Genomic DNA, 20,129 nt, shown 5'->3' on the forward strand with positions numbered 1-20,129 from the left:
CATATTGCTGGCGCTAAATATCGAAACTCTCAAAGGAAACCAATCCACCTTTTCGAGCGAAAATCTCTACAACCAGTCTACTTGGTGTCACTTTAACTCGCGTAAAATTGTCACCCGAAAACCCCTTGGTTACCTTTGTTATAGGGTAAGCATTGGGGTTTGCTTCAGAAGCGACATAACCCGATACTTTGAATTGTCTGCGCTTCATATGAGGGTATGGCCAGAAAAATGATGATGAGATGATTGATAGGATTTTTAGTGGGGGCTGCCCCTCTACGGAGATGTCTAGTTCAGCAGACATTGAGCAATGAACATCCCCTGATAGAAATACCACTTTTTCAATATGGTTTAACTGGATATGCTCTATGATCTGATCCCTTTGCTGTTTGAAAGCGCTCCACTTATCGTCATTGGCCTTCTTAGTATCTGGAAAAAATGGTACGGCGGATGCAATAAGCTTTACCTTGCCCGAGCCGTCGTTGAGCCAAGCTAACAATTCATCCATCTGTTCTTCACCAATGATCTCGCCTTCGTCGTAATCTCGTTCCGTTCTAGTATCAGTTACAAAGAAATCACAACAGCCATCGCTAAAAGAATAAAAGTATCTATCAGGACTAGCGATGAACTTGCCTTTATTATTGTGTGGCAGTAGCGGGCTATGGCTAAGCTGGTAGATCTCATAAGCCCGAATAGCATGAGGATACTTTGTTAAATGATCTTTCTCAGTAGCATGCTTAGGCCAATTATCTTCGATTTCATGATCATCTAACGTCATGTAAGTTGGAATGTTTGCCATGAGTTGACTAATGTGAGGCTGAGAAAATGCTTCTCGATAGCGTTCGCAAAACTCATCCTTATTACTGTCAGCTCCAATAAACTTAAGATCGTCGGCATATATTTGGTCACCAACCATCAAAAGCTTATTGAGTTGGGCTCCATTTTCCATCTGGCGCAAGATTGACCGGAAGGTCTTGTCTCCCCTGTTATCAAACCAATTTCCACCAAAGAGTTTGAGTAGATACCTGCACGAACCAAAAACGAAGTTGATTTGTTCATTACTATTCTCAGTAGCCGTTTTGAATCGACCGCTGTCGCACGCTTTCCAATCCCACGACTGATCTGCAGAGAGCTCATCAAGTTCTTTGTCTGAGTAGAACCAACCCATTTGGTAATCGTAACTCTCATCAGATGAAAGGTCTTGAAAGATAGCCAAACCAGTCATGTCAAAATTTGGCGACATCTTAAAAAAGATCGGTCTTCGATAGCTACCACCAATTTTTTTAATCCTAGCGATACCAAATGCTCTTCTCGGTTCGCCATTGGCTAAGCATTCATAAGTGGCACCACCAAATACTCGTGCATGATTCGTATCAACATGACCAACTATTGGTCCTATGTTTAAGCTATTTATCTCTATCATTGCTTTCCCTTGCGCTGCTGATTAATAGTTAAATCCATTAATTACAAACGACAGTCTAGGAAGGAATTCGAGGTACAACAAAAAAGACTGTAAAGAACTGGTATAACGTTCAATATTTCTACAACCTTTAGTACGCCAACCGAGAGTATTCGACCTTTGGTAAATCTTCTACAACCATCAAAAGGTCACTTAAAGAGCGGTGGCTCCGATGCGCGTTGCAGAAACTGACGCCAAATCACGTTAATGGCATAGTAGTAATCTCGGCGAGTAGAAGGTGCCAGATGACGATTGTCACGATAAAACCGGCTGACTTGTTTTCGTCCTATCTGTTCGAGCCCTTTTACCTTCTCTTTTTCGACCATATACCCTATTACGATGCGCATTTTTTGTGCCTGTCGCTTTCGGCTCGTTTTGCCTCCGCTGCGCATATAGAGGTGAAGATGTTTTTCAAGTTGAGCTATGGCTTTGTTCATCGCGTTTCCCCCTAATACACATACACTCTCGAAATGCTTGCCCTCTCGTGGCCTAGTTGCTTTGAGATATAACTGAGAGCTTGGAAATTTAGCTCCGATGCCTCTGTAAGGAAGTCATGCACGCTTCTCAAACGAACATCACGGTAAAGACCGAATGTATCCTGGTAGGCGCAATAGAGTTCATTGGCAATAATGCGAACTTGTTGCTTTCTATCATAATGATTGTCGATTGGCGCAATCACTGAGAGCCCCCGTCTAGCAAAGAACAGCTCATATAGCGTCCTAGCAAACTCGCGGCGCTGAGTATGGGTGCGATATCCGATTTTCCCTATTTGTCGGTAATAGAAGCTTCGATACTTTTTGTAGCTGCTATTTTTGGGGATCATCGATTTGTGGTCGCCTTGATATTTAGTTGCATTTTCCAAGGCTTGATATTGAGAGTCACAAAACACGTCAACTCTCCTGGGTTTACCTCCTTTCGTACCGGCAGTGATGGAAATGTATTCATTCCGCTGCGCTTCTCGCAGTGCTCGGTGAGCATTGAGCTTCGCAGCCTCCTCAAATCTCAGCCCAAACGCGCGCTGTAGCGAAGCTATGCTGAACTCTCTTCCTCCCAAAAGCCTCTGTAAGCTTTGAAATTCCTCATCAGAGCTGCCTTTAGCTATGCCATATTCAAACGCACGCTTCGATAGCTGAGCTTCCGTTCCAGTTACTCGACATTCACTGTCGCCTCTCGCCTGCGAAAGTATCGTGTTCACGGCAGACAAGTAGTTCTGTGCCCAAGACGCGCTCTTTTGAGTGCTATTAGCTACAGTACGCAAATGCTTTGCATAACCTTCGACATGCTCACGTCTTACTCTGCGCATGTCCTTAATCTGATAGCGTTCTTGCATGTAGTGCACAAAGAACGCAAACCTTTTTACTTGCTGATGACGCGAGCTAAAACCGCATGCGCTGGCAAGGCGTCGCTCCTCCATTGCGTGTTCCGCAGCTTTCAGCATACAGCGCGCCCTGAGCCCAAAGTTACGAGCATTGGGATTAGCGCGCTCAAACCGATGCCTAGAAGGAACTTCATTTCTTTTAGACATACCAATCTCCTGAGTGGTTGCGGAATGGAGACTAGGGAACAGTAATAGTGAGTGTTAGTGGTAGGTGAAACACCTACACGCGCGAATACGTCGCGCAGCGCTGTCTCCTTTTATGTTTTTCGAGGTTTGGTATTGACCCCACAGCTTAGCGCCCTATCGCGGACTTGCTTACCATGATAAGCGAGTCATTTAGCTGCCTACTGCACCTGTTCAGAGCGACATTCGTCGTTTTTCGTCCTAGATACATGGGGGTTGTTTAGCTGCTTAGTTCTTGAATAGAAGATAAAAAATACATATGCGAGGAACCGATTTAAGTTGCCTCTATGTTTTTTCCTATATTCGAACCACACCTCTTCACGAGGAAACCTCGAGCAGCAATTGGGTAAGATTTGTCTACGTATCGGGCGATACGGGCAGATGCGAAGCGCATCTATGGTCGGGCTCTTAGCCCCGAGGGTGCGTAGCACGCATTACTATTGAGTGCTAATTAGATGAAGCAGTGGTCAGTGACATGAGTCTGCTCATATAAAGGTTATATCCCATTTTGCCCTGGGACTGAGTGGGTTGTGATGTATTTGTACATCAGAGTCGTTGGCAGCGACCCAGCTGTGCTGGAGATTGGAGCAACATAACAATGTGAACCAAATCGCCATTAGAATAATTAGAGTTCAGCAGAGAATGGAGGAAATGCAACGTAGTTTGGTTTGAGCACTCGTTTTTGGCTGCTTAAAACGTGTTTGTAATTCTTATCTTTAAATTTCATTAAAGTATCTATTGATCCTCTCACTATTGCTCTTCTGTTCATTATCCTGAGGGAGCATGGAGTGCACGTCGACCTTTTGAATTAATAACTCCCGCAAATCTATATCATTAGAGCAAAAATCATACATCGACTTCATAGTCAGCATGGTGTTCTCCATTACTTTTTGGCTCAATTCTGGGCTAACATTGAGTGTGTTGTTCGCATTTGTTGACAACAAAGACCGAATATCTTTATGGTGCTGCACATAACCCGAGTCTCTTAGTTCAAATGTCTCTACAACTAGCTCGTTGTTTTCGAAGATAGCAATATACGGTGAAAAACTGAGTGTCCCGAAGCTAATAGTCATCACTAAGTTCTCATAATAAAGTTCTATCCTACGATCCCAAATCGAACCGCCTTTTCCGGCTATGAACTGCAACGGGATACAACCCGACTCTCCTTTAATGATAGCTTCCATGCATACTTGGGATTCAGCACCTTTGTCTCTCTCTAGCGCTGAACAATTAATCGCTTCCAGCTCGACATTCTGAATCTCGATCTCGTTATAAGTAAAATTATTTTCATGGAACAGGCGCATAAGCCCAGCAATTGCGTGTACACCCATATCTAACCCCAAACCAGCTCCACCAGAATCTGGAAGACTTAGAAGTTTTCTCTTGTTTATGGCTGACAATCTTCTTTCAAAGCTGTATTCGCCCCACTCACCATACCTTTCCAATGGATTGTCCATTGCTAAAGCAATTACCTTTTTTGGTAGCCCATAAGAATCAAAGACATTCCTAACTCTATCGCTATCAAATACTGGAGAGACCATTGCACTATCAATGAAGTAAACAGTCACATTTTTTTTATTTAATGCTGGCACGAGTGCGGTGAAACCAGATTTGACTTCGTCAAGAGAGAATGAAGGCTTTTCAAGAACTACCAACGCGTTTTTAAATTGTGTATCTTCAGCCAGCTCTCTGAGAATCGAATAATGGCTACCTAAAGGCGTTAGTATCAACACTGCAGCAATCACCATATCGTTTTGGTGTTGAGTGTAATCATTTATGTTGGTAAAACATAGGTCGAAGCACAACCCAAGAGATTCACTATGAGAATTTAAGTCGACAGCCTCAAGATTAGAATCTATCGCTATTATATGGTATTCATCTTGAAGGTTTATTAGCAGTTCTAAATACAGCCTAATAACCGACGTACTTGGTTCCCCTAAAGCGCCAAATACTAGAATATTACTTTTCACCATAACAGCTCTCTGAATCGACGTCCAAAATAAAACCCTCCTCTAAGCACTCGCTTGGTTATAACCCTTAAAGGAGGTTCCCAATACTAGAATTGATATTGTACAGCTACCGCAAGCTCATTGTAATCGTGATTCTGAATGGAAGAGTTAAACTCAGATAGTATATCTAGATGCCTATTGAGTCGATATCGTACACCGAAAGTTACAGTTTCAACATCACGTTCATCTTGAAGAGCATTTCTTTTCATGAAACGAGTAACAAATCGATAACGCTGAACATCATACATGATCGATGCTTCCAGAGCTTTATGATCACCCAACTGTGCTTTATCTTTTGTATTATCTAAGATCAATGCAGCACTAAAACCTCCATTTTTATAATTTACGGCGGTAAGAAAAGACTGGCTATCCCATGAGTCACCGAGCGTTAGTGTCGCTTTTTGCGCTAAATATCCCGCTCCAAGGCTGATACTGTCAGTGACATCGAACTTTGCTGTTGCACTCAAACCTTCGCGCTTATTGTATTCCTCACTCGAATACTCGAATATTGTGTCTCCACTGAGTGTTAGGCGATCTTCAAAAAGTGCTGTTTCGAATTTCAATACGTTTGAAACTCTCGACGGCGCCATAACAGCATCATTGTCCGACATACGTGATACCCCGGTATCGGTCCAGGAAGTTAGCAAACGTATCGATGTATATTGTTTACCAAAAGTCAAAGTGCCATAGTCCTGGGACATCAGTCCAACATAGCCCAAGCGAGTATCAAATCCATCTCTACCTATTTTATCAGCTATATCGACCTCCAGCTCAGCTTCCCCTATAGCAATTACGGAATCAGTAACATATGAAGCACCTTGAAAGCCAAGTCGGAAATATGAATCAATTAGTTTCTGACTTACTTCGTCATTCTTCTTGTGTTCACTTGTTCGTAGAAAACCACTATAGATGCGTCCATTCATATTTAACTTGTTATCATCGTTAATATAAATTGGAGCAGACGTTGAGAACCCAGAATATATAGTAACTAATGAGCATAATGCCATTGTTATTTTTTTCATGTTTGTTTACCAATTTAGTTTTAGAATGACCAACTCAGACCCACACGTCCAAATAGCACTTCTTTATTTCCTTCAGAAGTTTCTACTCCATCAGTTTCTTCAAAGTGTCTATATGCGACATTCGCAACTAAACGAATAGAGTCTGTTAATCGAGTTGTCGTTTGAATATTTGTATTAAACTGATTCCAACCACTATTCTCACGTCGAGTGATCTTGAAAATATCTTGGCGTAGTGTCACCGTAAAATCTGGACTAACGCGATAAGTGATATATGGTTTTATACCCCATTTCCGAAATGTATTTTCACCATGCTGGTTAAACTCGGATTCGTACAAACCGCCTGCCCCGGTACTAAACAAATCGTTGATTCGATAGTTGTAATTTGGCTCACTTTCAAATTTGTCTATTCTCTCCCCTCGAGCGTTCTTTTCTCCATGTCGATAGATGTACAAACCATTGACATTAACCGCATGATCCCCGTTTCGATAGAAAAATGCTGGACGGAGCTTAAACATATTACGCTCTCTGTTCCCCTCTACATGCCGATACCCAACCATGACGTTGTATCGAAGATTGTTCGAAATAGAGTTCTCATACCTAGGTTTAAACTCGATGATGTCAGCATCATTGAGTCGGTTTCCATCTCGATAAAATTGAAGCCTTTCTGATACCAGTCCTAATTGCCAGTTTTTGTTAATAGTTCCCCAACCATCGAAATGAACGGTGGTCATTTCCACTTCATCAAGGGCGTTACTCAATCCAATGTCTTCGTACTCAAGACCGGAAAAGAATCGAAATCTAGGTGTATTTTCAGGGTCTGCTGCAACATCTTCTAAACGCTCTCCGAAGATGTTCTCCATACCAAAATTTGAAGCTTGGCTAGATACGGAGAAAAGCATAAAGGGCAACAGTGCACCTAACACTGCTCTATATTGATTAACCATGTGAATTCCTGAGATTAAAAGGTGGTGATTGCCACCACCTTTTCGTAGATTGAAAAACTACTATTTGTTCTCGAAGCTATGAGGGAACAAATCTTCTAAGCGTTCTTTTGGCTTGCGCTTGAGATCCATCGATTCCCATTCTTCTTTTGGCGGTACCGAATACTGCTTCTTCAAAGACTCTAACTCTTCGTGCATACGTGCGATTTCTTGCTTGTAAGCGGGATCATCAATCGCGTTATTCATCTCGTTAGGATCTTTACTTAAGTCATAGAACTCCCAGTTATCATCTGGGAAGTAGAAGTGAATCAGCTTGTAATCGCCATCGCTCACACCGTAATGACGCGCCACTCGGTGGAAACCTGGCAGCTCATAGAAGTGGTAATACAGGCTAGAGCGCCACTCTTCTGCTTCACCCGTAGTCATTAACTCAACCAATGACTCACCATCAATGTCTGGATAGGCTTCAACACCCGCTAGCTCCATGAATGTTGGGGCGTAGTCGATGTTTTGGACCAACTCATCCACAACCGTGCCCGGTGCAATGCGGCCAGGAAGCTGCATAACAAGCGGCGTTGAGAAGGTCTCTTCGTACATGAATCGCTTATCAAAGAAGCCATGCTCACCTAGGAAGAAGCCTTGATCAGACGTGTACACAACCAAGGTGTTGTCGGTCAGGTCGTTCTCTTCTAAGTAATCAAGCACTTCACCCACACTTTCATCGACCGCTTTAATCGTCGCTAGGTAGTCCTGCATGTAACGCTGGTACTTCCAAATTGCGATCTCTTCTTCAGTCATGTCCGCTTCGTTGGCGTTAAACCAATCGTTGCGCTCTTGGTAGGCTGCATCCCACTCAGCGCGCTGCTCTGGCGTTAACCTTTCTAGCAAGTGCGGCCAAATATCACGACGCCATTCCGTTTCGCCAACGCCTGTGGTCATCTTCAAGTCATGACCTTCTTGCGTATCGCGATAAATATTGAGCTTTTGATTTTGCGCGGCGACTCGACCGTCGTAATCGTCAAAGTATGTCTCTGGTACCGGAAACTCAGTTTCGGCAAACGTCTGTGTATGACGCGGCGCTGGCATCCAGTTGCGGTGTGGCGCTTTATGGTGCATCAGTAGAGCGAATGGTTTATCTTTATCACGTCCTTCATCTAACCAAGCAATAACCTTGTCGGTAATCAAGTCTGTGGTATAGCCCATCTCCATCTCAACACCCTCTGGAGTGATGAAGTCTGGGTTATAGTATTCACCTTGGTCGTTCAAAATATCCCAATGGTCGAACTTAAAGCCATCTGGAATACGGTTGATGTGCCATTTGCCGATCATCGCTGTGGTATAGCCAGAATCTTGCAATTTATTGGCCCAGTGGTCTTGCGTACCATCAAAGGTTTGACCGTTGTAGTTAAAGCCATTCTTATGGCCAAACTTACCGGTAAACATTGCAGCACGAGAAGGACCACAAAGAGAGTTCGTTACGTACGAACTCGTAAACTTAACACCGCTCGCTGCGATTCTGTCGATATTCGGTGTCGGGGCAATTTTTGAAATCTCATGACCATAAGCACTCAATGCTTGCACTGCGTGGTCATCAGACATGATGAATAGGATATTTGGTCGTTCATGTTCTTGCTGAACAGCCAAGTTCTCCTTGTTATCTACATCAGTGGAGCAACCGGTTTGCGCTAACGCACCAGCCACTACCAACGAGAGTATTTTCTTGTTCAAGTTATATACCTTTTTTAAGAAGTACGTTTGTGTTGCTACGGGGGGTTCTTTTCACCACGTGTTCCATGGAACACGTGGTGCTTTGTTCTGTACTAATTGGTGCTAATTATTCAGTGACAACGAAGTTTGCTTCTTTAACGTTATCCGAAGCCGTGCCAACGAAGACTTTGAAATCACCTGGTTCTACACCCCAGTCCATGCCTACGCGGTAGAAGGCAAGATCTTCAGCTTTCAAAGTAAAGCTAATTGTTTTGGTCTCACCTTTTTCAAAATGAACCTTCTCAAAACCTTTTAGCTCTTTAACTGGTCGAGTAATCGAGCCAACCATTTGGCGCGTGTAAAGCTGGACAACTTCTTCACCTGCATGCGTACCGTTGTTGGTTACGTCAACCGATACCTTGATTTCGCCATCAATCGACATGGTTGCGGATGAAAGCTTAATATCGCTGTATTCAAATGATGCGTAAGACAAGCCGTGACCAAAAGCGTATAGCGGTGTGTTGTCTGAATCGTCGTAGCGTGATTTGTAGTGTTCAGCACGCTGATTTGGGTTGTCAGCGTCATATGGGCGACCCGTGTTCTTTTCGTTATAGAACACAGGAACCTGACCCACTGAACGCGGGAAACTCATAGGAAGTTTACCCGATGGTGCGTAGTCACCCACCAACACATCAGAAACCGCGTGACCACCAGAAGTACCTGGGTACCATGCGTGTAGGATACTGTCAGCATTTTCGTCCAACCACGTAAGGTCATTCGGACGACCACTCATCACGACAACGTTCATTGGTTTATCTAGCTTCTTCAGCTCTTCCAACAGACGCTGTTGGTTACCTGGTAGAGTGATATCAGTGCGGCTTGCTGCTTCACCTGACATACGCCAGTCTTCACCAACCACAACCACGATCACGTCTGATTTCTTCGCTACTTCAATCGCTTCTTGAATGTTTTGCTCAAGCGTTGGATCGTTTTCGTAGACAGAAGGAAGCATTCTTAAGTGTTTCTTCACTTCATAATCTTCGGCGTTGTAGATGTATGAGTGGGTCGCACCTTGTGCGTAGTTGATTTGAACATCATCACCCAAACGTGTTTCTAAGCCTTGGCGAATCGTGATTGGTACTGTCTGACGATCACCCGTTGCCGACCAGTTACCAATCATATCGTTTGTACGATCTGCCATTGGACCAATCAGTGCAATCGAGTCGATGTTATCGATATCTAGAGGAAGTGCATTCTGTCCATTCTTCAATAGAACAAATGACTTACGAGCAATGTCACGAGCTGCTTCTAAGTTCTCTTCTTTTAGCAGTTCGTTTGCACGACGCTCACCATCTGCGTAACGATATGGGTCTTCAAATAGGCCTAGACGCCACTTCATCTCAAGAACAAGACGAACAGAGTTATCGATCTGTTCCATGTTCACTTTTCCTTCCTCAACCAGTTCTTTCATGTAGTTGAGGTAAAGCAGACCCACCATGTCCATGTCTGCACCGGCGTTGAATGCAATTTCTGCCGCGTGTTTGTCGTCCTTGGCGTAACCGTGTGGAACAAGTTCATTGATTGCAGTGTAGTCAGTTACAACAAACCCTTCGAAGCCCCACTGATCGCGCAATACGTCAGTAAGAAGCATCTTTGAGCCAGTTGCAGGAATACCGTTTAGATCGTTGAACGATGTCATGAAGGTTGCAACACCGGCATCAACCATCGCTTTGAACGGAGGCATTTGAGTAGTCCACAGCTCGTGATCCGATACATCTGTTGTGTGGTAGTCACGTCCACCTTGAGAAAGGCCATAACCAACAAAGTGTTTTGCCGTCGCCATTACAGTGTCGACGTCAGAAAGGTCGTCACCTTGGAAACCTTTAACGCGAGCCGCTGCAATTGCGGAACCTAAAAATGCATCTTCACCAGCACCTTCTGAAACACGGCCCCAACGTGGATCACGAGTGATGTCAGCCATAGGTGCAAATGTCCACATAATGCCATCAGCAGCCGCTTCACGAGCTGCAATACGTGAACCTAGCTCGATTGCTTCGAGATCCCATGACGCCGCTTCACCAATAGATTGTGGGAAAATGGTTTTGTGACCGTGAATAATGTCATGACCTACAATAAGTGGGATACCTAGGCGCGTCTCTTCGACAGCCATTTTTTGTAGCTCTTTCGTCCACTCAGCTCCGTATGAGTTGAAAATTGCGCCAACTTCACCACGACGAATCTGCGCTTCGTACTCTTCGTTAACCGAAGGACCCGTTACATTTCGAGTACCACTTTGTAGATCAAGCTGACCGATTTTTTCTTCAATCGTCATTTTTGAAATTAGGTCAGAAATGAAAGCATCCATTTCTGCTTTATCATCATTCCAAATAGCAACTGATGCAGGCTCTGTAGGCTCAACATTAATAACATCGCTAAACATGGTTTGAGCCATTACAGGCAAGCTTACTGAAATACTAAGCGCCAAAAGGCTGCGCTTTAGAGTGGTTTTCATTAGTTTTTATCTCCGGCTAAATGAATAAATTTTTATTTAAAAGGCGTGAAAAGCCCTGCAGGTATTTTTTCACTGCATAACCTAATACTTTCTATATTTAATTATTTTTATTTAATTACTCATGGCATACAGAGCCATTATATTTCTTGGAGAACCCCCGCTTTGAATTTGATGAACCATCATCTTCATTGCTGGCGATGTCTTAGAAAAAATCAACTTATAAGATTCACAAAGATAGTTTTCTTTGTATTTACCATTATTAGACTTAAATATTCTATGCTTTGGACAACCTGAATTACAAAGTGAATAATATTCACATCGACGACACAACTCTGGTACTTTTTTATTTTTAGCTTTGCCAAATTGAACCTGCTTTTTACTTGAAGCCAATTTTTCAATGCTTGTATCATGAATATTGCCAAGCTTATGTGATGGATAAACGTAGTGGTCACACGAATATAGATCGCCATTATGTTCGAGTACCAACGACGTTCCACACTCATTTAAGTGATGGCAAATTGTCGCACCATAACCAATCCAAGTTGACAGTATGCTCTCAAACGTCTGAACATAAATTTTACCGATATCTGCACGGACCCATTGGTCAAACACGTCAGATAGGAATACCCCAAAACCATGAGGCGGCACCGAGAAAGAAGCCATTTCATTGATGTTGTTGATTGACTGATTCGCGCCATTACATCCTGTAGCATTCTGATCTACCTCGACAATAGGAATGAACTGCATATGCTTCACTCCCATAGACTTTAATGCCTGATATGTTTCTTTGCCGCGATGCCAATTCTTATCGTTCACTACCGTTAAGGTGTTAAACTCAACCTTATGGTCAATCAATAGCTCAATTGAACTTTTTACTCTTTCAAAAGTTGGATTGCCGTTAATAGATATACGATACCTATCGTGTACATCAGAAAGTCCATCAATAGAAACTCCAAGTAAGAATTTATTTTCGTAGAAAAACCTTGCCCATTTACTATTTATTGAAATTGCATTTGTTTGGAAACTATTTGTAACCTGTTTTCCATTTGCGTATTTATTTTGATATTTAACTACGCGTTTAAAGAAGTCTAAACCAGCTAATGTTGGTTCACCACCTTGCCAAGCAAAATCAATCACATCGAGATCACAATCACGAATGTAGTTTTTGATATAGCTTCTCAGACTAGTATCTGACATTAGATAGTAGTCATTGGTTTCTTGAATGAAATTTTCTTTCTCTAGATAGAAACAATAATCGCATTTCAGATTGCATTTAAAACTGGCAGGCTTCGCCATGATGTGGAACTTGGTTGAACTCATAGGATCTCATGCTCAAAAACAACGTCAATAACAATACTCTTTCAACACCTCCCTGCGTTTCGTGAGCGGAATTTACCATTTATGGAATCTCAATCAACGGTACATCCGACAAAATGTGACTGCCGTCATCTAATTTCGGTTCTAAGTGAGTCAAGATCGCGATTTGAGTCTAATTCGGATTTATTGGCTTGATACTTTTTGTCAAAGCTTGTTCGACAAATTGACTGGGTTATAGCCCGTGAGTAACAACTTAACCGTTGCATAGGCTAGCGACTTTGGTTCCACTGGGACTAGTAGATGAAGTTGGCACCCTGCGTTTCGTTGAAGAGGACTCTTTCATGCGCCGCTGTTAGTGGCAGTTGAGATAGAAAGTTACATTTCCGGGCGCATAGGTGTTGATAAACCTGACCGCAATGAGGCTTTAGTCCCCATTTGATGTATAATCGGGTCATTAAAATCTAGCTATGACTCCTATGAATTACAACAAATACGATAGTTACCCAACACCAGCTTGCGCGCGTGGACTCTGGGTATTGAAATGTCTCTCAACTAACAATGAAGGTGCAAGCCTAGATCAGTTATACAAGAGCTCTGAAGTGCCAAAAGCAACGTTATCGAGAATTTTAGAAACTCTAGAAATGTTAGGCCTTGTCGTTAAAGATGAAGCAAAGCTATATAAAACCAATTATCAAATTGTTCAAGCTGCGGATTCAAGATCTAGTTTCGACGATAAGTTGTTTGAGGCAATGAATTACCTTAGTAAGCAACTAGGTTATACCTCCGAGTGGTATGTACCTACACTAAGCGGCATGGTGATGAAAAAAACATTGAGCCCCTTGAAAGAGCGTCGTGTTTGGGCTCAAGAAGGTTTCGTAAGGAACTGGGGAGGAGAAGTGGACGCAGTTTACCGAGTTGGTAAGCGCTGCTACGGAGATAAAGCACCTGAAAACGATGTTGCTTGGACTTATGGAAAGAAAGGAAAGAAGATCGCCATACCTTTGGAGAAGCTCCAAGAAGAGATTAATCAAATGAGTGACGAAGCTTCATATGCTGACAACAATTTTAACGAGAATGGTGTAAGACGCAGTGCCATATCGGTCTTTGTGGATAATAAGTTTGTTGGTGTACTCGCTGTGGCGGAATGTTGGACACCCAAAACGGATCTTAACGTTAACTCATCTTTACCCCAATTAATCAATGCTTATAAGGATTTCTTTTAAAACAAATGGGTAGTTCAACTAAAGCTCTAACCAAGGCGGAAATCGTGCAGTTTGGTGCTGGTGGGGGAGCATCAAGTGCTATATTTCAGTTTACAACTACCTATCTACTTTTTTTCTTTACTAATATATCCGGCATAGAGGCCTCCCAGGCAGCCAAGCTTATTTTAGTCATGAAGATCGTTGATGCTATATTTGACATTACCGCAGCATATATTATTGACAATTTTAAGTTTAACTTTGGCAAAGGAAAATACCGCCCTTACATTGCGGTCTTTTCTCCAATTCTTGGTTTAAGCATTTATTTTATATTTTCAAGTCATAGTTTTAGTGATGACATATCAACCATCTTCAATTATCTCGCTGTCGTTACTTTTTCAATAGCTCTGTCTTTTTGTAACATGGCTTACAATGGTTTGACGGTAAAAATGTCGAACCATTATGACGAAAGAGCCTTAATGATCACTTGTAAGCAATTCATTGGAATCGCGGTCGGATTCTTTGCTAGCTTTCTTCCATTGTATATTGCTGAATACTTTGGTGGTGGACATGATGGCTGGCAAGTTACCGCTCTAGTGATTTCATTTTTAGTCGTAAGCCTATTTTATATTTCATGGCATGGTTCTAGAAACAAAGATCAATCAGCAAACAACTCTAACAATTGTAACAATTGTAACAATTGTAACAAACCATTCTCTATTACTAGTTATAATACAATCTTGACGAAGAATAAGCCTCTAGTTGCATTGATTATTTGTCAAAGTTGCTTTATGTTCTCTGTTACATTAGAGGGAGCGACCGCAATCTACTTCTTCATTTACTACTTGGAGGAAGAATCATTATTTCCTATCTATCAAGGCCTCGTGGTAGCTCTATCGTCAATCGCTATTTTAGCTGTTCCCAAGTTAATTCGTCATTCAGACAAAAAGTTTGTATATATTTCAAGCTGTAAATTGACAATCATTCTTCTCTGTGTAGCGCTCTATTCTTCGTTATACTATTCAGCACATGTTAGTTTGGCTTTTCTGGTTCTTTTAAAAGTACTTATCGTTTTTTGTGCAAACTTAGTTTGGGTTCTATTACCTGACTGTGTTGACTATGGCGAGAAAAAATACGGAATCTCGGCAGCAGCGGCAACCCAAAGTTTATTGACTTTTTTTTCTAAAATCTTTAGTGGGCTAGGTGTGTTCTTTGCTGGAGTTATATTGACTTACGTTGGATTCGATGCAGAAAGTGCAACTATAACGAGAGAAATGAACCTGATATTTGTCTCATTTAAATTTCTTCCCATTCTTGTGTCTCTACTTATCTCAATTCTCGTAATGAAGAGTTACAGTATCACGCGAAATAACATGTACTAGAAAGGCCTTCTTTCCGAGTTTTGGTAAGACTAACAAATGTAACAAGAATGAATAAAGACAAACTCAATTTGAGTATGCAAAACTTAACTAAGGAAGCACTACGCTCGAGAAACCCTGACACAAATGCATAAAATATCTATAACCGCCGCAGCGACTATGATTTAACACTCGACCAAAAACCAGTACTCTAATTCCCCTAACCCTCTATTCTTAGGCGCTTGAATTAGATCGATTTTCCGCAAAATCACAGCCACTACCCCGACCATTTTCAGCCTCCACATTATATATATCAATTAGTTATACCTTAGATTATTTTCTTCCTACCAACACCGGGGTTTCACCGTTTTAAAAGAGAGCAAAACTCTCTTAACCTCTTGTTACTATATAGAGTGCCGGAAATACAGAATAGCTTTGTGAGGAAACTAGTTCTAGCTGTTCAATCGTATAGTTTCAAACTACCTCTGAATTCGTACAGTTAACGAAAAAAGAGCCACTTAGGCTCTTTTCTCTCTCATCACTACAGCGTGTTTTTGTATATATCACCGTCTTTCATAATCACTTTCTTAGCCTCATCACTCATCACACACTCAACACCTTCCAACGGGTTGCCATCGATAATTAAAAGGTCGGCATACGCCCCTTCCACGATTTGTCCCAGCTTACCTTCTTGGTATGGGTGCTGATAGGTAGACATTTCGAACAGTCGTCCACAGTTTGATGTTGCCATGCGTAGAGCTGTAATAGTGTCGAACGTCTTTTCAATTGCGCCTAGCTCTTGCATCTGAGTTTCATGGACATTCGATGTGCCCACACAGTCAGTGCCAAACGCCAAGTTTTCGATTTTGTACTTCTTAATCAAATCGGCTGACTTAAACATCGCCTTGCCAACGCGCTCGGTCTTACGATACGTCTCTTCGTTAGGTAGCGGAATTTTACGCTCAGCAATCAAAGATGACGTGAAGTAAGACGGTACAACCCAAATCCCTTTCTCTTTGATGATCTGGGCAACTTCGTCATCCATAATCGTGGCGTGCTCAAAGCACTTAACTCCAGCTTCGGCTGCTCTTTTCATTGCCGGAATGGTGTGGATGTGCGCTGCTACATAAGTGCCATAGTCAGATGCCGCTTCTACCGCTGCTTTCATTTCATCAAGTGTGAACTGAAGTGTATCTAATGGATCGAACGTTGAAGAAGCACCACCACCAGCCATTATTTTGATTTGTGATGCACCTAAAAACAGTTGCTCACGAACAGCCTTCATCACTTCAGCACGACCATCCGCTACTTTGAAAGTACCTGTTTTCATCAAAGGCGAGTCTTCATGTCCGTTAGCTAGGCGCTCTTGCGCTTGATTTTGGCGATAGTCTGAATGGCCACAAGTTTGAGAAATTGCCGCTTGAGATGGCAGAATTCGGGGTCCTGTTGCGTATCCGCTATCAATGGCGTTTTTAAGACCAAGCGTATTGCCACCAACATCTCGACAAGTCGTAAACCCTCGCATCAGCATTTCTTGAGATATTTTCGCTGAACGGATAGCAATCTCTTCTCTTGTCATTGCATCAAGCGTTGTAAAGCCCTCAGATAACGTGATGTGAACGTGAGCATCGATTAGCCCAGGCATCACGGTCCCGCCCTTCGCATCAATAATTTCGTCAGCGATCGATGGTTCGACGTCGCCAATTTGAGTAATCAGGTTGTCTTCAATAAGAACCGATACGTTCTCGATAAGCTTGTCATCAGTACCATTAAAAACGTTCGCGTTAGTAATTAGCTTTTTCATGTCGTGTTCCTCGTTTCTGTTGAGCATTATTAGCTGATGAACTCATCATAAACGTACACCGAACACAGAAATGGCCATTTGACGACACCAATAGAGCGCAAACTCGACAGTAACTACTTCTTCGAGGATGTAAAAAAGCCAACTCTTTCCGAGTTGGCTTTAGAATCAGACCTTGTTCTATCTACATACATTATTTGACGAAACAATTGTTGACTGACGAGAGATTTATAACAATTGACCAGCAACCGAGAAACGTCACTAATCAACCCTTATTCATTCGCTGTCACAAGAGCATTAATCGCTGTACGACTGAGACGCTAAACGAATGAACGCATTGGTCTCACCATACTTTTTATACTCATCAACTCTCTGCAGTACTTCGAAGAACAGACCATTCACTTCTTTTGTATAGAAATGGAAAAAGCTGCCCGTTTCATCTTCGGTGTACAGAATGTTGTTGTGTTTCAGCTTCTCAATCAATCCATCATCGAGATCGTATTGTGCTTGTATGTCGAGATAATAGTTGGTGGGGATCTTCAGCTGATAGATAGGCGAAAGGTTCTCTGCTGCTTTGAATATATCTTTACACTCCAAAGCAACTTGATTGATACTCGCTCCATTAGACTCATTAAGAAACCTCTGCGCGGACGTGCGCTTAGCATTGGTTGTGTTTAATGCAATCTTAATCTTCTCGTTCGGACTTTTGATGGTTCGGCTAGTAATCAATCCGTTAATATCGGGTAGATCAAAGCTCTCTTCAGGAACAAAGCCAAAGATAGATTTGTAGAAAAATAGGTTCGACAATAACGTATCCGTCGACACGACCTGACCAATATGGTCGATACGTAATAGGTTGTCATTGACGGCCTGAGATGGCTCTACAGCGACAAAATCAACGTCGTAGAATTTCTCGGCATGATTTTCATCCAGTAAATGAATCATAAGCTGACTTGAGCTTTTTAACGTTGGAATGTCTAGTTCATTTTCCTGGCGCGCCTGGAATATCGCTGGGCTATTATAGCGTTTTGCCAACTCCGCCAATCGGTCTGAATCTTTGGTCAAGACGCCCAAGGCACATACCGACTCACCATGTCCTTCAAGGTAGCTTTGCGCATTACTGTTCTTCTCGTAATTGAAAATCAGATTGATGTCCCCTATCTGATAAAGGTCAACATTTTTGCTTTTATGGTTGTGCGTTTTTTGGAAACCAAGCGACTCAATTACATCAGTAAACGCGTTATCCTCTCGATCTTTGACAGCAAACTCAATGAAACTCAGGTCAGACACACTCGGCATTTCAAATAAGTTGTCTGTTTGGTCTTCTAGCCATTTCAGAGAACGAATGCCATCAACGGCCTTCTCTTTAGGGGAAGAGGCTCGAAACTCATCATTAAACACTTCGTGTGAGAGATAGTCGTCATACCCTTTGTCCTTCAGCGTCTTCACAAAGTCTATGACCGGAAAGTCTCCTTGTCCTGGGAAGCATCGGTAATGTCGGCTGTATTGCAAGATGTCCATTTGCATTTTTGGCGCATCGGCGACTTGAACCAGAGCAATCTTTTCTACCGGAATATCATTACGTAATGTGTCTAACGTGTTGCCGCGTGCGAACATATGGAAGGTATCAAGCACGACACCAAGATTGGGGTGGTTCACCATGTTCACCAAATTCCATGCGTCATCGTAGTCAGCAATATGACGTCCCCATGCAAGCGCCTCATAACCAAGCTCCAAGTCTTCACGCTTAGCCAGTTCGGCCAACGCGTAAAGATCTTCCGCGCAGCGGTCTAAGTTATTTGTGGAACGCGGGTGTACGTTACTGCACATCATTAGGCGTTTGGTGCCAAGCTGGTGTGCGAGCTCCATTTTGCGCTCCATCATTTTGTATTTCTTCTGGCGCAAACCATCTGGCATCCCTTCCATATCACGGAAAGGCTGAAGCACTAAAATGTCCAAGCCCATACTGTCAGCAATGCGCTTTACATCGGAGGCAGAGCCACGATATTGAGTCAGATCATTTTCAAATATCTCGATAGCATGGAATCCTGCTTTTGCCGCTGCATGCATCTTCTGCTCAAGAGTACCGGATAGACAAACCGTTGCGATTGAGTATTTCATTCTGAGCTCCTATTTATCGATTAATACAGATACATCTTGAACAGAGACATACGCTTCTGTTTCGGTCGCCTTAATAATGGCGTCGACAACTAATAAGTTCTGTAGGCCATCATAAACACTCACACGTGGGGTCTTTTCATCGCCACGAATCAACGCACAAAAGTGTTCCAACTGACGCTTTAATGGATCTTCTCTTGTTACTTCTTCCTGACGCTCCTCCATTGCATTCCACCATGACGGCGTAACTTCATTTTGGAATGTCTTAATTTGCATGGTTGGGATAGACAACGAACCTTTGGTGCCCGCTACGTGGTAGCAATCTTCGGTCTCGTACGTCGCGTAGGACTTATTCTCTTGTGATGTTTGCTCCCAGCTGCGAGGACTTGCTGAAGAGTCTGACAGTAAAAACGAGCCGAGTGTGCCGTTCGTAAATCGAAGCGAAATAACCGTGGTATCTTCGACTTCAAATTCACGCGTTGCATTAGAGTTGAGCGCTTGAACGCCAACAATGTCACCCACTAAGTGACGGAGATTACCAATTTCATGGATCATATTAATAAGAATTGGGCCGCCGCCTTTTACTTTGCGCCATGGGCCTTCATCGTAGTAATCATCAGGCTTGTAAAACATTGCACAGCCCATAATCGACACGGTTTTACCCAGCTCACCACTGTCGATAATAGATTTGGCCTTCTCAAGTAGCGGACTATATGCACGGTGATGGCCAACTAACATTTTGGCTTCTTCACGCTTGGCATGTTTAAGCAGCTCAATCGCATCATCAATGGAATCGGTCACCGGCTTCTCGACAATAGCAGGCACCCCAGCTTGGATACATTCATGGGCTTGGATCGCGTGTAGTTTATTGGGTGTGGCAAGAATGACACCATCGGGTTTGTCTTGCGCAAACAGTTCCTCCAAGCTCGAGTAAACTTTCACTCCATATTCATTCGCGATCGCTTGGGCACTCGGAAATGGGTCAACAATGGCCGACAACGTCGATTGATTATTTTCCGACACAAGTTTGATGTGAGTTTTTCCGATCAAACCGGCTCCAGCAACAGCTATTTTAACTTGTTTCATGTTTTGACCTTTTATTTACGTTACGCGCTCTGGCGCGTGTTT

At 42.7% G+C, this 20,129-nt stretch carries 14 protein-coding genes; 2 read left to right on the plus strand and 12 right to left on the minus strand.

Annotation, left to right across the window (positions count from 1 at the left end):
• Positions 1–13: 13 nt before the first annotated feature.
• The 9 genes from ACVA6Q_RS11725 to ACVA6Q_RS11765 all read right to left on the minus strand — a co-directional run bounded on the left by ACVA6Q_RS11725 (position 14) and on the right by ACVA6Q_RS11765 (position 12,528).
• The gene (locus ACVA6Q_RS11725) at positions 14–1,420 is read right to left on the minus strand and encodes an alkaline phosphatase D family protein (RefSeq protein ID WP_446647613.1); all 1,407 of its coding nucleotides are present in this window, start codon (positions 1,418–1,420) and stop codon (positions 14–16) included.
• 185 nt (positions 1,421–1,605) lie between these two features.
• Complete coding sequence (locus tag ACVA6Q_RS11730) at positions 1,606–1,893, minus strand: hypothetical protein (protein WP_446647614.1); 288 nt, start codon at positions 1,891–1,893, stop codon at positions 1,606–1,608.
• An 11-nt stretch (positions 1,894–1,904) separates the two neighbouring features.
• A complete protein-coding gene (locus ACVA6Q_RS11735) occupies positions 1,905–2,981 on the minus strand; it encodes an integrase domain-containing protein (protein ID WP_446647615.1) in 1,077 nt (358 codons plus the stop codon).
• A 752-nt stretch (positions 2,982–3,733) separates the two neighbouring features.
• Entirely contained in the window at positions 3,734–4,990 is a 1,257-nt protein-coding gene (locus ACVA6Q_RS11740) for a hypothetical protein (RefSeq protein WP_446647616.1), read from the minus strand.
• Positions 4,991–5,073: 83 nt separating this feature from the next.
• Positions 5,074–6,048, minus strand: coding sequence for a porin (locus ACVA6Q_RS11745; protein WP_446647617.1), 975 nt, complete (start codon positions 6,046–6,048; stop codon positions 5,074–5,076).
• Positions 6,049–6,068: 20 nt separating this feature from the next.
• Positions 6,069–6,992 carry a hypothetical protein gene (locus tag ACVA6Q_RS11750; protein ID WP_446647618.1) on the minus strand — a complete coding sequence of 308 codons (924 nt, stop codon included), beginning with the start codon at positions 6,990–6,992 and terminating at the stop codon, positions 6,069–6,071.
• Positions 6,993–7,052: 60 nt separating this feature from the next.
• Entirely contained in the window at positions 7,053–8,717 is a 1,665-nt protein-coding gene (locus ACVA6Q_RS11755; RefSeq protein WP_446647619.1) for a sulfatase family protein, read from the minus strand.
• A gap of 106 nt (positions 8,718–8,823) precedes the next feature.
• On the minus strand, positions 8,824–11,208 hold the full coding sequence (gene bglX, locus ACVA6Q_RS11760) for a beta-glucosidase BglX (protein ID WP_446647620.1): 2,385 nt from the start codon (positions 11,206–11,208) through the stop codon (positions 8,824–8,826).
• A gap of 111 nt (positions 11,209–11,319) precedes the next feature.
• Complete coding sequence (locus ACVA6Q_RS11765) at positions 11,320–12,528, minus strand: anaerobic sulfatase maturase (RefSeq protein ID WP_446647621.1); 1,209 nt, start codon at positions 12,526–12,528, stop codon at positions 11,320–11,322.
• A gap of 473 nt (positions 12,529–13,001) precedes the next feature.
• Between ACVA6Q_RS11765 and ACVA6Q_RS11770 the strand changes: the two genes are divergently transcribed.
• Together ACVA6Q_RS11770 and ACVA6Q_RS11775 are read left to right on the plus strand one after the other, a co-directional pair.
• Entirely contained in the window at positions 13,002–13,748 is a 747-nt protein-coding gene (locus ACVA6Q_RS11770; protein WP_446647622.1) for a helix-turn-helix domain-containing protein, read from the plus strand.
• Positions 13,749–13,753: 5 nt separating this feature from the next.
• Positions 13,754–15,106 carry an MFS transporter gene (locus ACVA6Q_RS11775; protein WP_446647623.1) on the plus strand — a complete coding sequence of 451 codons (1,353 nt, stop codon included), beginning with the start codon at positions 13,754–13,756 and terminating at the stop codon, positions 15,104–15,106.
• A 517-nt stretch (positions 15,107–15,623) separates the two neighbouring features.
• Here the strand turns inward: ACVA6Q_RS11775 and ACVA6Q_RS11780 are convergent.
• The 3 genes from ACVA6Q_RS11780 to ACVA6Q_RS11790 form a co-directional block, all read right to left on the minus strand.
• The gene (locus ACVA6Q_RS11780) at positions 15,624–16,886 is read right to left on the minus strand and encodes an amidohydrolase family protein (protein ID WP_446647624.1); all 1,263 of its coding nucleotides are present in this window, start codon (positions 16,884–16,886) and stop codon (positions 15,624–15,626) included.
• A gap of 294 nt (positions 16,887–17,180) precedes the next feature.
• Positions 17,181–19,004: a bifunctional sugar phosphate isomerase/epimerase/4-hydroxyphenylpyruvate dioxygenase family protein gene (locus ACVA6Q_RS11785; protein ID WP_446647625.1), complete on the minus strand. Its 1,824-nt coding sequence runs from the start codon at positions 19,002–19,004 to the stop codon at positions 17,181–17,183.
• 9 nt (positions 19,005–19,013) lie between these two features.
• Entirely contained in the window at positions 19,014–20,087 is a 1,074-nt protein-coding gene (locus ACVA6Q_RS11790; protein ID WP_446647626.1) for a Gfo/Idh/MocA family protein, read from the minus strand.
• Positions 20,088–20,129: the final 42 nt, after the last annotated feature.

This window comes from Vibrio sp. DNB22_10_4 (genome assembly GCF_052879755.1).

Bases quoted from the DNA above. Each gene is read 5' to 3' on its own strand.
- ACVA6Q_RS11725 (WP_446647613.1), bottom strand. From the start codon at position 1,420: ATGATAGAGATAAATAGCTTAAACATAGGACCAATAGTTGGTCATGTT.
- ACVA6Q_RS11730 (WP_446647614.1), bottom strand. From the start codon at position 1,893: ATGAACAAAGCCATAGCTCAACTTGAAAAACATCTTCACCTCTATATG.
- ACVA6Q_RS11735 (WP_446647615.1), bottom strand. From the start codon at position 2,981: ATGTCTAAAAGAAATGAAGTTCCTTCTAGGCATCGGTTTGAGCGCGCT.
- ACVA6Q_RS11740 (WP_446647616.1), bottom strand. From the start codon at position 4,990: ATGGTGAAAAGTAATATTCTAGTATTTGGCGCTTTAGGGGAACCAAGT.
- ACVA6Q_RS11745 (WP_446647617.1), bottom strand. From the start codon at position 6,048: ATGAAAAAAATAACAATGGCATTATGCTCATTAGTTACTATATATTCT.
- ACVA6Q_RS11750 (WP_446647618.1), bottom strand. From the start codon at position 6,992: ATGGTTAATCAATATAGAGCAGTGTTAGGTGCACTGTTGCCCTTTATG.
- bglX (WP_446647620.1), bottom strand. From the start codon at position 11,208: ATGAAAACCACTCTAAAGCGCAGCCTTTTGGCGCTTAGTATTTCAGTA.
- ACVA6Q_RS11765 (WP_446647621.1), bottom strand. From the start codon at position 12,528: ATGAGTTCAACCAAGTTCCACATCATGGCGAAGCCTGCCAGTTTTAAA.
- ACVA6Q_RS11770 (WP_446647622.1), top strand. From the start codon at position 13,002: ATGAATTACAACAAATACGATAGTTACCCAACACCAGCTTGCGCGCGT.
- ACVA6Q_RS11775 (WP_446647623.1), top strand. From the start codon at position 13,754: ATGGGTAGTTCAACTAAAGCTCTAACCAAGGCGGAAATCGTGCAGTTT.
- ACVA6Q_RS11780 (WP_446647624.1), bottom strand. From the start codon at position 16,886: ATGAAAAAGCTAATTACTAACGCGAACGTTTTTAATGGTACTGATGAC.
- ACVA6Q_RS11785 (WP_446647625.1), bottom strand. From the start codon at position 19,004: ATGAAATACTCAATCGCAACGGTTTGTCTATCCGGTACTCTTGAGCAG.
- ACVA6Q_RS11790 (WP_446647626.1), bottom strand. From the start codon at position 20,087: ATGAAACAAGTTAAAATAGCTGTTGCTGGAGCCGGTTTGATCGGAAAA.